At 73.8% G+C, this 13,439-nt stretch carries 11 protein-coding genes; all 11 read left to right on the top strand.

Annotated features, from left to right (window positions below; all coding sequences use genetic code 11):
- Positions 1–128: 128 nt before the first annotated feature.
- Entirely contained in the window at positions 129–1,901 is a 1,773-nt protein-coding gene (locus IE295_RS27860; RefSeq protein WP_190066530.1) for a dolichyl-phosphate-mannose--protein mannosyltransferase, read from the top strand.
- Positions 1,902–2,016: 115 nt separating this feature from the next.
- Positions 2,017–3,630, top strand: a complete 1,614-nt coding sequence (locus IE295_RS27855) for a penicillin-binding transpeptidase domain-containing protein (protein WP_190066529.1) — start codon at positions 2,017–2,019, stop codon at positions 3,628–3,630.
- A gap of 3 nt (positions 3,631–3,633) precedes the next feature.
- Positions 3,634–4,485, top strand: a complete 852-nt coding sequence (locus IE295_RS27850; RefSeq protein WP_190066528.1) for an EamA family transporter — start codon at positions 3,634–3,636, stop codon at positions 4,483–4,485.
- A 114-nt stretch (positions 4,486–4,599) separates the two neighbouring features.
- Complete coding sequence (locus tag IE295_RS27845) at positions 4,600–5,058, top strand: DUF6299 family protein (protein ID WP_190066527.1); 459 nt, start codon at positions 4,600–4,602, stop codon at positions 5,056–5,058.
- Positions 5,059–5,138: 80 nt separating this feature from the next.
- Positions 5,139–5,999 carry a 16S rRNA (cytidine(1402)-2'-O)-methyltransferase gene (gene rsmI, locus IE295_RS27840; RefSeq protein ID WP_190066526.1) on the top strand — a complete coding sequence of 287 codons (861 nt, stop codon included), beginning with the start codon at positions 5,139–5,141 and terminating at the stop codon, positions 5,997–5,999.
- 180 nt (positions 6,000–6,179) lie between these two features.
- Positions 6,180–6,626 (top strand): hypothetical protein, encoded by a 447-nt coding sequence (locus IE295_RS27835; RefSeq protein WP_190066525.1) that lies wholly within the window; start codon positions 6,180–6,182, stop codon positions 6,624–6,626.
- Positions 6,627–6,659: 33 nt separating this feature from the next.
- The gene (locus tag IE295_RS27830) at positions 6,660–7,580 is read left to right on the top strand and encodes a TatD family hydrolase (RefSeq protein WP_190066524.1); all 921 of its coding nucleotides are present in this window, start codon (positions 6,660–6,662) and stop codon (positions 7,578–7,580) included.
- 93 nt (positions 7,581–7,673) lie between these two features.
- A complete protein-coding gene (locus IE295_RS27825; protein WP_190066523.1) occupies positions 7,674–9,242 on the top strand; it encodes a resuscitation-promoting factor in 1,569 nt (522 codons plus the stop codon).
- Positions 9,239–10,120 (top strand): 16S rRNA (adenine(1518)-N(6)/adenine(1519)-N(6))-dimethyltransferase RsmA, encoded by an 882-nt coding sequence (gene rsmA, locus IE295_RS27820; RefSeq protein ID WP_190066522.1) that lies wholly within the window; start codon positions 9,239–9,241, stop codon positions 10,118–10,120. The genes IE295_RS27825 and rsmA overlap by 4 nt, the downstream gene beginning before the upstream one ends.
- Positions 10,117–11,019, top strand: a complete 903-nt coding sequence (locus tag IE295_RS27815) for a 4-(cytidine 5'-diphospho)-2-C-methyl-D-erythritol kinase (protein ID WP_190066521.1) — start codon at positions 10,117–10,119, stop codon at positions 11,017–11,019. The genes rsmA and IE295_RS27815 overlap by 4 nt, the downstream gene beginning before the upstream one ends.
- A 181-nt stretch (positions 11,020–11,200) precedes the next feature.
- Complete coding sequence (locus IE295_RS27810) at positions 11,201–13,006, top strand: ABC-F family ATP-binding cassette domain-containing protein (protein ID WP_190066520.1); 1,806 nt, start codon at positions 11,201–11,203, stop codon at positions 13,004–13,006.
- The last annotated feature ends 433 nt before the right edge of the window (positions 13,007–13,439 follow it).

Genomic DNA, 13,439 nt, shown 5'->3' with positions numbered 1-13,439 from the left:
GTTCCCCTTCATGGCGAATTCATGGCGTACGCCACGTCGGTCCGCTTCGCGCCGGCCCGCGCCCCGGCCGCGCCCCGACCGCGCGGCGCCCCCGGGACTCCCACAGGCTCGTTCCCTACGATGGCGCGGTGACCAGTGACACCGCGACGCATGCCCGGCAGGGCCGACCGACGGACGAGCAGCCGCCCCCTTGGCAGCGCAGACTCCGCCGCTTCGGCTACCCCGGACCCCGCCACGCGAGCGCACTGACCGGTGTGCGCGAGCGGCTGGTGCCGCCGTACGCCGAACCCGGCACGCGGCTGTGGGCGGCGATGGGGGCGTCCCCGGCGGCCGCGCGCCTGCTCGCGCTGTCCATGGGCTGGGCCGGGCCGCTGCTGGTGGCGCTGCTGGCCGGGGGGCTGCGGTTCTGGCACCTGGGCAGCCCCAAGGCCGTCATATTCGACGAGACGTACTACGCCAAGGACGCCTGGGCCCTGCTGAAGAACGGCTACGAGGCCGACTGGGGCAAGGACAAGGACATCAACGACCGGATCGTCGCCGGTCACACCGACGTCCCGGACGCCATCGGCTACGTCGTGCACCCGCCCGTCGGCAAGTGGGTCATCGCCGTCGGCGAGTGGCTGCACGGGCTGAACCCCTACGGCTGGCGCTTCATGGTGGCGCTGCTGGGCACCCTGTCGGTGCTCATGCTGTGCCGCATCGGGCGGCGGATGTTCCGGTCGACGTTCCTGGGGTGCCTGGCGGGCGCGCTGCTCGCCGTGGACGGGCTGCACTTCGTGATGAGCCGCACGGCGCTGCTGGACTCGGTGCTGGTGTTCTTCGTGCTGGCCGCCTTCGGGTGCCTGCTCGTGGACCGGGACAAGGCGCGCGAGCGCCTGGCGGCGGCGCTGCCGGACGGCCCGGAGGCGCTGCCGGACGCCGACGTCGGGGACCGGCTGGGGCTGGGGTGGCGGCCGTGGCGGCTGGCGGCCGGGGTGTGCCTGGGGCTGGCCTTCGCCACCAAGTGGAACGGTGCCGTCTATCTGGCGGCGTTCGGGCTGCTGACGGTGGCGTGGGACGTGGGCTCGCGCCGGGTGGCGGGGGCCCGGCGGCCGTGGCTCTCGACGCTGCGGCGGGACGTGCCGTGGGCGTTCGCCTCCACCGTGCCGGTGGCGCTGGGCGTCTACCTCGCCTCCTGGACGGGCTGGTTCGCGAACAGCGGGACGTACGGCGAGAGCACCGGCTGGCAGAAGAGCGGCTACGACCGGCACTGGGCGGAGACCGAGGGCGGCTACAGCCCCGACGGCTTCCTCGCCGGCGTCCTCAACCCGCTGCGCAGCCTGTGGCATTACGAGCACCAGGTGTGGGAGTTCAACACCAACCTCACCTCGCCGCACACCTACCAGTCCAACCCCTGGAGCTGGCTGGTGCAGTCCCGGCCGGTGTCGTACTTCTACGAGTCCCCGGCGCCCGGCCGCGACGGCTGTCCGCTGGACGCGGGCGACAAGTGCGCGCGCGAGGTGCTCGCGCTGGGCACCCCGCTGCTGTGGTGGGCGGCGTGCTTCGCGCTGCTGTACCTGCTCTACCGGTGGGCGCTGCGGCGCGACTGGCGGGCGGGCGCGGTGCTGTGCGCGGTGGCGGCCGGCTACCTGCCCTGGTTCCTGTACCAGGAGCGGACGATTTTCGTCTTCTACGCGGTGGTCTTCGTGCCGTTCCTGTGTCTGGCGGTGGCCATGATGATCGGGGCGATGCTGGGGCCCGCGGGGGCCTCGGAGCGGCGCCGGGTCGTGGGCGCGGTCGGGGCGGGCACGCTGGTCCTGCTCATCGCGTGGAACTTCATCTACTTCTTCCCGATCTACACGGGCCAGGCGATTCCGCTGGACGCCTGGCGCAACCGGATGTGGTTCGACACCTGGATCTGACCCTCCGCGCAAGAGTCGGTTTCCGGCCAATTCACTCCCATGCGTCACTGCTGTCCCGTACAGTGCGACGCGGGTTTTAATCGGGTGATTAAAACCCGGGGGAGGGGTTGGGGAGATGCGCACTGGCGTGAAGATCGCCATCGGCGGTGTCACCGTCGCGATGGTGGGGGCGGCCGGACTGGGGGCCTACAACCTGGTGGACGCCGTCGCGGGCGGCAACGACTCGGGCGGCACGCGCGCGGGCGCGCCCGCGCCGACCGGGCCGCCCACGGCGGCCGAGACCGAGAGAACCGCGCGCGCGTTCCTCGCCGCGTGGGCGGCCGGCGACACCGGCAAGGCCGCCGCCCTGACCAGCGACGTCCAGGCGGCCACGGCGGCGCTGACCGGCTATCACGACGCCGCGCACGTGCAGAAGGTGACGTTCAAGCAGGGCCCGGCCACGGGCGCCACGGTGCCCTACGCCGTCACCGCCGAGGTCGTCCACGGCAAGCAGCGCTCGACCTGGGCGTACGACGCGTCGCTGGCCGTCGTCCGGGGCAACGGGGGCCGCGCGGTCGTCGGCTGGCGGCCCGCGGTCCTGCACCCCGACCTCGCGCCGGGCCAGGCGCTGACGACCGGCGCCGTCAAGGCGCCGCCGGTCACCGTCGTCGACCGCGACGGCGCCGAACTGGACGCCAAGGCGTACCCTTCGCTGACCTACCTCCTGCCCGAACTGCGCAAGCGGTTCGGCGAGAAGGCGGGCGGCGAGCCGGCGATCGAGGTACGGGCCGGGGCCCCCGGGGCCGCCGCCGCCCGGACCCTGCACACCGTCTCCCAGGGCAAGGCCGCCCGGCTGAAAACCACCCTCAGCGCCGCCGTCCAGCGCGCCGCCGAGTCGGCCGTCTCCCGCCGCCCCGACGCGTCCGTCGTCGCCGTGAAGCCGAGCACCGGCGAGATCCTGGCGGTCGCCAACGCGCAGAAGACGGAGTTCAACCCGGCGCTCAACGGCCAGACCGCGCCCGGCTCCACGATGAAGGTCGTCACCGCCGCGCTGCTGCTCGAGCAGGGCAAGGCCGCCCCGGGCAGGCCGCTGCCGTGTCCGAAGAACGCCACGTACGGCATGACCTTCCACAACGTCGAGGACAGCGAGAACTCCCGGGCCACCTTCGCCCAGGACTTCGCCGCCTCCTGCAACACCGCCTTCATCTCGCTGGCCGGCCAGGTCGGCGACGGCGCGCTCGCCGCCCAGGCCCGGGACGTCTTCGGCCTCGGACTCGACTGGAAGGTGGGCGTGGGCGCCTTCGACGGCAGCGTGCCCGCCGACGGCGGCGCCGGCAAGGCCGCCGCGATGATCGGGCAGGGCCGGGTGCAGATGAGCCCGCTGAACATGGCCTCGGTCGCCGCGACCGTGCGCAACGGCTCGTTCCGCCAGCCCTACCTCGTGGACCCCGCGCTGGACGACCGGCAGGTCGCCAAGGCCTCCCGGCCGCTGTCGCCGTCCGTCGCCCGGGACCTGCGCTCGATGATGCGGCTGACGGCCGTCTCCGGCACGGGCGCGAAGGCCATGTCCGGGCTGGGCGGGGACATCGGCGCCAAGACCGGCTCCGCCGAGGTCGACGGCCAGGGCGCGCCCAACGGGTGGTTCACCGCCTACCGGGGCGACGTCGCGGCGGCCGCGGTGGTCCCGCGGGGCGGGCACGGCGGCGACTCGGCCGGCCCGATCGTCGCGACGGTCCTGCGCGCGGAGTAGCGCGTGACCCCGCTCGTCGCCGTCGCGGTGCTCGTCGCGGCCGTCACGCACGCCGGCTGGAACGCCATCGCGCACGGCATCAAGGACCAGCTGCTCGCCTTCACGCTGGTGGGCGGCGGCGGTGCGGTGTGCGGCCTGGCGATGCTGCCGTTCGTGGCGCGGCCGGCGGACGGCGCCTGGCCGTACCTGCTCCTGTCCGCCGTGCTGCACGTCCTCTACCAGGCCCTGCTCATGCGGTCGTTCACCCTGGGCGACTTCGGCCAGATGTACCCGATCGCGCGCGGCACCGCCCCGCTGGCCGTCACCGCCCTGGCCGCCGTCTTCGCCGGCGAGTCGGCCGGCGGGCGGCAGCTGGCGGGCGTCGCGGTGGCCTCGGCGGGCCTGGTCGGCCTCGCGCTGTGGGGCATCCGCGGCTCGGGGGCCCGGCCGCACTGGGCGGCCATCGGCGCCGCCTCGGCGACGGGGCTCGCCATCGCCGCGTACACGGTCGTCGACGGCCTGGGCGTACGGGCCTCCGGCTCGCCCCTGGGCTACATCGCCTGGCTGATGATCCTGGAGGGGCTGGTGATCCCGGCCTGGGCGGTGGCCACCCGGCGCGGCCGTCTCCTCGGCGAGATCCGCCCGTTCGCGGTCCGGGGCCTGGTGGGCGGGCTGCTGTCGGTCCTCGCCTACGGCCTGGTGCTGTGGGCCCAGACGCGGGCGGCGCTGGCGCCGGTGGCGGCGCTGCGCGAGTCGTCGATCCTGGCGGGCGCGGCGATCGGCGCGCTGCTGATGAAGGAGCGCTTCGGCGGGCCCAGGATCGCGGCGGCGGGGCTGATGGTCGTCGGGATCGGCCTGATGCTGCACGCCGGCTGACGCGCCGGGCGCCCACGCCCCCTGACGCGCCGCCGGGCGGGTGACGTACGGACACCGGGGCCACCGACTCGGGTATTCCTGGCGCTTCAGTCCATATGGAGGGATACCGACCCCATGCGCATCCGTGAGGCGATCGGCATCGCCGCAGGCGCCGCCACCCTGACCGCCACCGCCGCCACCGGGACCGCCCCGGAGGCCGCCGCCGCACCCGTCCGCCCGCCCAACTTCCTCGCCATCGACCGCACCGGCCACATCGCCCCGGACGGAACCATCACCCTCACCGGCACCTACCGCTGCGCCCCCCTCGCCAAGCCCGCCGGCACCGTCTACATCGGCAGCAACATCCGGCAGAGCGGCATCACCAGCGGCATCGGCGGCTCCATCGCGACCTGCGACGGCAAGGAGCACCGGTGGCGCAACGACGCCCTGCCCTACCGCGTGACCTACCGGGCGGGAACGGCCCGCGCCGACGGCATGCTGCTGCAGTTCAAGAAGGACAAGCACGGGATCCCGCTGCCGCACTTCATCGCCGTCGCCTCCGAGCGCGACATCACGCTGGTGGCCGGGTCCTAGGGCGCGTCCCCGGGGCCCGGCCGGTCGCGCGGCGGCGGCGCGCCGCCGTGCCCGGGCCGGGGCCCTGCGAGGATGGAGGCGTGACTGGAACGCTCGTACTCGCAGGAACCCCCATCGGCGACGTCGCCGACGCGCCCCCGCGGCTGGCCGCCGAGCTCGCGGCCGCCGAGGTGATCGCCGCCGAGGACACCCGCCGGCTGCGCCGGCTCACCCAGGCCCTGGGGGTGCACACCACCGGCCGGGTGGTCTCCTACTTCGAGGGCAACGAGTCCGCCCGCACGCCCGAGCTGGTCGAGGCACTGACCGGCGGCGCCCGGGTGCTGCTGGTCACCGACGCCGGGATGCCGTCGGTCTCCGACCCCGGCTACCGGCTGGTCGCGGCCGCCGTCGAGCGGGGCGTGAAGGTCACGGCCGTGCCCGGCCCCTCGGCGGTGCTGACGGCGCTGGCCGTCTCGGGCCTGCCGGTGGACCGGTTCTGCTTCGAGGGCTTCCTGCCGCGCAAGGCGGGCGAGCGGCTGGGCCGGCTCCGCGAGGTGGCGGACGAGCGGCGCACGCTCGTCTACTTCGAGGCCCCGCACCGGCTGGACGACACCCTCGCCGCGATGGCCGAGGCCTTCGGCGCGGAGCGCCGGGCGGCGGTGTGCCGGGAGCTGACCAAGACCTACGAGGAGGTCAAGCGCGGTCCGCTGAAGGAGCTGGCGGAGTGGGCCGCCGAGGGCGTGCGCGGCGAGATCACGATCGTCGTCGAGGGTGCCGCCGAGCGCGGCCCGGCCGAGCTGGACCCCGCCGAGCTGGTCCGCCGGGTGCGGGTGCGCGAGGAGGCGGGCGAGCGCCGCAAGGAGGCGATCGCGGCCGTGGCGGCGGAAGCCGGCCTGCCCAAGCGCGAGGTGTTCGATGCGGTCGTAGCGGCAAAAAATGCCGCACAGCAGGATCGACCGTAAAGTAAAGGGCTAATCTGAAAAGCAAAGCTTAGGCATGGCAGCCGGCGCCTCAGGGCATGTGGTCGCCAAGTTTGTCCCAATTCGCGGGTCGGGCTGCTGCGCCGTCGACGGGATGGGCGTTCCCTGGTTGTGGGACGTCCGATCCCGGAGAGACTTGTCCAACGGACAAGAGGAGCTGCCATGAGCGAGTCCGCAGGAGCCTCGAGCGGCGTTCAGCCCGCCCCCGTGACGCGCACCCTCACCCCACGGGGTGCGGGCGCGCTCGAGACGGTGCACGAGTCGTACGCCTTCGCCTGCATGAGGTGTGGGTACGGCTGGGAGCAGTCGTACGAGATAGAGCACCACACCGACGCGGAGGGCCACCCCTTCGTCCTCTACTACGCGGACGGCGAGCGCGTGCCGTCCCCGCTGACCCGCCCGACGTGCGCCAACTGCGGCGAACACGTGGTGCGCATCATGAAATCCGGGCAGGTGTCCCAGATCGCCGATGCCCTGCACCTGCCCGGTCGTACGGTCGTCCCCCAGGCGACCGCCGGCCCGCTGCAGAACGGCGGATCGCACGAACCGCACGGGGACCGGCACCACTGGCACCTGTCGGACCTGCTCAAGCCCTTCCACCGCAAGTGAGCCCGGCCGTCCGCGGTACCTAGAATCGCGGTCATGGCGGCAACAGCATCGAACAACGGCCCGGTCAGCGGCGAGCGGAAGAAGAACGACGACAAGGACGTCCCCCCGCCGCTCCCGGAGCCGCTGAACGTGCCCGTGGCCGACTCCCACACCCACCTCGACATGCAGGCGGGCACCGTGGAGGACGCGCTCGCCAAGGCGGCCTCCGTGGGCGTGACCACGGTGATCCAGGTCGGCTGCGACCTCGCCGGATCGCGCTGGGCGGCCGAGACGGCCGCCGCCCACGACGCCGTCTGGGCGACCGTGGCCCTCCACCCCAACGAGGCCCCCCGCATCGTCCTCGGCGACCCCGACGGCTGGTCGCGCCAGGGCGCCCGCACCCCGGGCGGCGACGCCGCGCTGGACGCCGCGCTCGCCGAGATCGACGCGCTGGCCGCCCTCCCGCAGGTCCGCGGTGTCGGCGAGACCGGCCTCGATCACTTCCGCACCGGCCCCGAGGGCATGGCCGCCCAGGAGCACTCCTTCCGCCGGCACATCGACATCGCCAAGCGGCACGGCAAGGCCCTGGTCATTCACGACCGCGACGCCCACGACGACGTGCTGCGGGTGCTGGCCGAGGAGGGCGCGCCCGAGACCGTGGTCTTCCACTGCTTCTCCGGCGACGCCGAGATGGCCAAGGTCTGCGCCGAGCGCGGCTACTACATGTCCTTCGCCGGGAACGTCACCTTCAAGAACGCCCGGCACCTGCGCGAGGCCCTCGCCGTAGCCCCCCTCGAGAGGGTGCTCGTCGAGACCGACGCACCCTTCCTCACCCCGATGCCGTATCGCGGACGGCCCAACGCGCCCTACCTCATTCCGGTCACATTGCGGGCGATGGCCGAAACGAAGCGCGTCGACGAAGACGCCCTGGCCACGGCAGTCGCGGCGAATACCGCACGCGCCTTCGGGTACTGACCCCTGAATTCGCGACACCGTGTGACTATGCGACTTTGGAGGGTGAGGGCGGCTCCGCTACAGTCCCGGGCCTAGCCGGACCCATGGAGTGTCGTGAGTCATGCACAGGGCAGCCCCCACGCCTCACCCCGCGCCGCCACGGAGACGCAGCCGTACGACCCGTACGCGCCGCACGACCCGTACGGCACGCCCGAGCCACAGGGGGCCTTCGAGCCGCACGGGGCGCGCTACGAGCCGCACGAGGCGTACCCGGCGCCGTACGAGGCCTACGAGCCCTTCGGACAGCACCGGCTGCCCCGGCAGGCCGTCGCGCCCGGCCGCGCGGGCACCGAGAACCCCTACGGCCCCTCCTACGGCCCGCCGCCCGTGCTCCCCTACGAGGAGCACCCGGCCCGCACCCCCTACGCCCCCGTCGACATCGCGCTGCCCGACATCGACCCCGAGGACGAGGTGCCCGCCACCGGCGGCCGGGCCGCCGCCCGCCGGGCCGCCGCCGGCGAGCGCCGCAAGCGCACCGGCACCCGCGACCGCGCCCGCGAACGCACCCGGGACAAGCCGCGCGAGCGCGCGCCCGAGCCGCTGCGCCGGCTGCTGCCCCAGGCCCTGGTGGTGGCCTTCCTCGCCGGCGGCACCTCCGCCTTCGTCGCCAGCGACAAGGCCGTCCAGCTCAGCGTCGACGGCAAGCCCCGCACCCTGCACACCTTCGCCGGCGACGTCGAGGAACTGCTGGCCGACGAGGGCATGACGGTCGGCGAGCACGACATCGTCGCCCCCGGCCCGCACCACGACCTGGCCTCCGGCGACCGCGTGATCGTCCGCTACGGCCGCCCCGTCGCCCTCACCCTCGACGGCGAACGCCGCGAGGTGTGGACCACCGCCCGCACCGTCGACGGCGCCCTGCGCCAGCTCGGCGTGCGCGCCGAGGGCGCCTACCTCTCCGCCTCCCGCTCCGCCCCCATCGGACGCCACGGCCTGGACCTGCACGTGCGCACCGAGCGCACCGTCACCTTCGTCGCCGACGGGCGCGAGCGCACCGTGCGCACCAACGCCGCCACCGTCCGCGAGGCCATCGAGACGGCCGGCATCACCCTGCACGGCCAGGACACCACCTCCGTCGACCCCGGCAGCTTCCCGCGCGAGGGCCAGACGATCTCCGTCATGCGCATCACCGGCGGCGAGGAGGTCCGCGAGGAGCCCATCGCCTACAGCACCGAGCGCCGCGAGGACCCCTCGCTCTACAAGGGCACCGAGGTCGTCGCCCAGCACGGCGAGAAGGGCGTCGAGCGCGTCACCTACGCCCTGCGCACCGTCAACGGCGTCCGGCAGAAGCCCCGGAAGATCTCCTCGGAGGTCGTCCGGCAGCCCCGCACCCAGATCATCAAGGTCGGCACCAAGGCCCGCCCCGTCTCCGTCCAGGGCACCGACGGCCTGAACTGGTCCGGGCTCGCCCAGTGCGAGGCCGGCGGCCGCCCCAACGCCGTCGACCCCTCCGGCACCTACGGCGGGCTGTACCAGTTCGACGTCCACACCTGGCACTCCCTCGGCGGCAGCGGCCGCCCGCAGGACGCCTCGGCCGGCGAGCAGACCTTCCGGGCCAAGAAGCTGTACGTCAGCCGGGGGGCGAGCCCGTGGCCCGTGTGCGGCCGTAAACTTCACGGGTGAGCTCCAGCCCCAGCACAGACGATTCCGGCGCCCTCCTCGGCCCGGCCGACATCCGCGAACTCGCCGCAGCCCTCGGGGTCCGCCCCACCAAGCAGCGCGGCCAGAACTTCGTGATCGACGCCAACACCGTCCGGCGCATCGTCCGTACCGCCGAGGTACGGCCCGACGACGTCGTCGTGGAGGTCGGGCCGGGGCTCGGGTCGCTGACCCTCGCCCTGCTGGAGGCCGCCGACCGGGTCGTCGCCGTCGAGATCGACGACGTCCTCGCGGCCGCCCTGCCCTCGACCATCGCCGCGCGCATGCCCGCCCGCGCCGACCGCTTCGCGCTCGTGCACAGCGACGCCATGCACGTCCAGGAGCTGCCCGGCCCGCCGCCCACCGCGCTCGTGGCCAACCTGCCCTACAACGTCGCCGTGCCCGTCCTGCTGCACATGCTGGAGCGCTTCCCCAGCATCGAGCGCACGCTGGTCATGGTCCAGTCCGAGGTCGCCGACCGGCTCGCCGCCCGGCCCGGCAACAAGGTCTACGGCGTGCCCTCGGTCAAGGCCAACTGGTACGCCGAGGTCAAGCGCGCCGGCGCGATCGGCCGCAACGTCTTCTGGCCCGCCCCGAACGTCGACTCCGGCCTGGTCTCCCTGATCCGCCGCGACAAGCCGATCGAGACCACCGCCACGCGCGAAGAGGTCTTCGCCGTCGTCGACGCCGCCTTCGCCCAGCGCCGCAAGACGCTGCGCGCGGCCCTCGCCGGCTGGGCCGGCTCCGCCGCGGCCGCCGAGGCCGCCCTCGTGGCCGCCGGCATCTCGCCGCAGGCCCGCGGCGAGGCGCTGACCGTGCACGAATTCGTCGCCATCGCCGAGAAGAAGGGCGCCACCCAGTGACCGCCTCCGTCACGGTCCGCGTACCGGCCAAGGTCAACGTCCAGCTCGCCGTCGGCCCCCTGCGCCCCGACGGCTTCCACGACCTGGCCAACGTCTTCCTGGCGGTGGGACTCCACGACGAGGTCACCGTGCGCCCGGCCGACGAGCTGCGCGTCACCTGCGAGGGACCGGACGCCGCCCAGGTGCCGCTGGACGCGAGCAACCTCGCCGCCCGCGCCGCCCTCGCCCTCGCCGCCCGGCACGGCCGCGAGGCGAACGTCCACATCCACATCGCCAAGGACATCCCGGTGGCCGGCGGCATGGCCGGCGGCAGCGCCGACGGCGCGGGCGCCCTGCTCGCCTGCGACGCCCTGTGGGGCACCGGCGCCTCCCGCGAGGAACTGCTCGAGATCTGCGCGGAACTGGGCAGCGACGTGCCGTTCAGCCTGGTCGGCGGCGCCGCCCTCGGGCGCGGCCGCGGCGAGCTGCTGACGCCGCTGGAGACCGGCGGCACCTTCCACTGGGTGTTCGCCGTCGCCGACGGCGGGCTCTCCACGCCCGCCGTGTACGCGGAGTGCGACCGACTGCGCGGCGCCACCGAGGTACCCGAACCCCAGGCGTCGGCCGCCCTGCTGGCCGCCCTGCGCGCCGGCGACGCGAAGGCCCTGGCGGACGCCGTGAGCAACGACCTGCAGCCGGCCGCCGTCTCCCTGCGCCCCTCCCTCGCCGCCACCCTCACCGCGGGCGAGGAAGCCGGCGCCCTGGCCGCCATGGTCTCCGGCTCGGGCCCGACGACGGCGTTCCTGGCAGCCGACGAGTCCGAAGCCGAAAAGATCGCGGAAGCCCTCCGCACCTCGGCAACCTGCCGCACGGTCCGAGTGACGAGGGGCCCGGTACAGGGCGCGACAGTGCTGGCCTAACTGGTTGTGGGCAATCGTTCCGCAAGGCTGGGGGCACCTCCCAGCGGTAGCTGGGGGAGGGTGGGCACGACCGACCACCGGCCCGCACCGGCAGGGGTCCGGGGCGAAGCCCCGGGCCGGGCGCCGCGCCGGCGCGTGGGATCCTGGAAGAAGTCCCACGAATCAAGGAGCGGCAGCGCCCATGGCAGCCAACCTGGTCAACCTGGAAGCCGTCGACAAGGTGTACGGCACCCGTGCCCTTCTCGACGGCATCTCCCTCGGTGTCAACGAGGGCGACCGGATCGGTGTGGTCGGCCGCAACGGCGACGGCAAGACCACCCTCATCCGCATCCTCGCCAAGCTCGAGGAGGCCGACAAGGGGCGCGTCACCCACGCCGGTCACGTGCGGCTCGGGGTGCTCACCCAGCATGACTCCCTGGACCCCGCCGCCACCGTGCGGCACGAGGTCCTCGGCGACATGGCCGACCACGAGTGGGCGGGCAACGCCAAGATCCGTGACGTCCTGACCGGGCTGTTCGGCGGGCTGGACCTGCCGTCCTTCCCGCAGGGCCTGGACACCGTCATCGGTCCGCTCTCCGGCGGCGAGCGCCGCCGCATCGCGCTGGCCCAGCTGCTGATCGCCGACCAGGACCTCATCGTCCTCGACGAGCCCACCAACCACCTGGACGTCGAGGGCATCTCCTGGCTCGCCCGCCACCTCCAGCAGCGCCGCTCGGCGCTGGTGTGCGTCACCCACGACCGGTGGTTCCTCGACCAGGTCTGCACCCGCATGTGGGACGTGCAGCGCGGCACCGTCCACGAGTACGAGGGCGGCTACAGCGACTACGTCTTCGCCCGGGCCGAGCGGGAGCGGATCGCCGCCACCGAGGAGGCCAAGCGGCAGAACCTGATGCGCAAGGAGCTCGCCTGGCTGCGCCGCGGCGCCCCGGCCCGTACGAGCAAGCCGCGCTTCCGCATCGAGGCCGCCAACGAGCTCATCGCCGACGTGCCGCCGCCGCGCGACAGCGCCGAGCTGATGAAGTTCGCCAGCTCGCGCCTGGGCCGGACGGTCTTCGACCTGGAGAACGTCACCGTCCAGGCCGGCCCCAAGGCGCTCATCGAGCACCTGACCTGGCAGCTGGGCCCCGGCGACCGCATCGGCCTCGTCGGCGTGAACGGCGCCGGCAAGACCTCGCTGCTGCGCACGCTCGCCGAGGCGGCCGCCACCGAGGGCGAGAAGCAGCCCGCGGGCGGCAAGGTCGTGGTCGGCAAGACCGTGAAGCTGGCCTACCTCTCGCAGGAGGTCGCCGAACTCGACCCCGCCAAGCGGGTTCTTGAGGCCGTGCAGCAGGTGCGCGACCGCGTGGACCTCGGCAAGGGCCGGGAGATGACGGCGGGGCAGCTGTGCGAGAAGTTCGGCTTCACCAAGGAGAAGCAGTGGACGCCCGTCGGCGACCTGTCCGGCGGTGAGCGGCGCCGGCTGCAGATCCTGCGGCTGCTGATGGACGAGCCCAACGTCCTGTTCCTGGACGAGCCGACGAACGACCTCGACATCGAGACGCTGACGCAGCTGGAGGACCTCCTCGACGGCTGGCCCGGCTCGATGATCGTCATCAGCCACGACCGGTACTTCGTCGAGCGCACCACGGACCGGGTGTTCGCGCTGCTCGGCGACCGGGCGCTGCGGATGCTGCCGCGCGGCCTGGACGAGTACCTGGAGCGGCGTCAGCGCGTGCTGGAGGCCGCTGCCGCCGCCGTCCCCGCCGCCGCTCCGGCGGCCGCGAAGGCCAAGCCGGCCGCCGACGCCCGCGCGGCCAAGAAGGAACTGCAGAAGATCGAGCGGCGGCTGGACCGGATCAGCGAGCAGGAGGCGAAGCTCCACGCCCGGATCGCCGAGCAGGCCACGGACTTCGAGGCGGTCGCCAAGCTGGACGCCGAGCTGCGTGAACTGGCGGGCGAGCGCGACGAGCTCGAGCTGCGCTGGCTCGAACTGGCCGACGACGCCTGACGGGTGCCGCGCGCCGCGCGGCATCGTCCAGCGCAACAGTCTCGTCACGGGCCGGTCTCAGGTGGTGGATACGTCTGAGATCGGCTCTTGGGCTGTCAGCAACGGGTGGTACAAAGAACATCCGCTCGCCTGCCGCACACTGGCGGGATTCATGTCCTGGACCCGCGCGTAAAGAGGAAGCTGATGTCACAGCCGCCCCAGCCCCCACAGCCACCGCAGGGCCCGCCGGTCCCGCCGGGCGGAGGCTTCGGCGCGCCACAGGATCCGCCTCCCGGCTTCGGCGCCCCGCCGTCGGTTCCGCCCGCCCCGCCCGGGCAGCCTCCGACGCAGCCCGGTTACGGCTACCCGCAGGCCCCTCCGCCCCCGCCGCCGGGCGCCCCCCAGGCCCCGCCGCCCCCGCCGGGCGCACCCCAGACTCCGCCGCCGCCTCCCG

The sequence above is a fragment of the Streptomyces griseocarneus genome (genome assembly GCF_014655595.1).
Taxonomy (GTDB): domain Bacteria; phylum Actinomycetota; class Actinomycetes; order Streptomycetales; family Streptomycetaceae; genus Streptomyces; species Streptomyces griseocarneus.
Note: the sequence above shows the minus strand (reverse complement) of the source record. Positions and strands in the feature narration are given on the sequence as shown.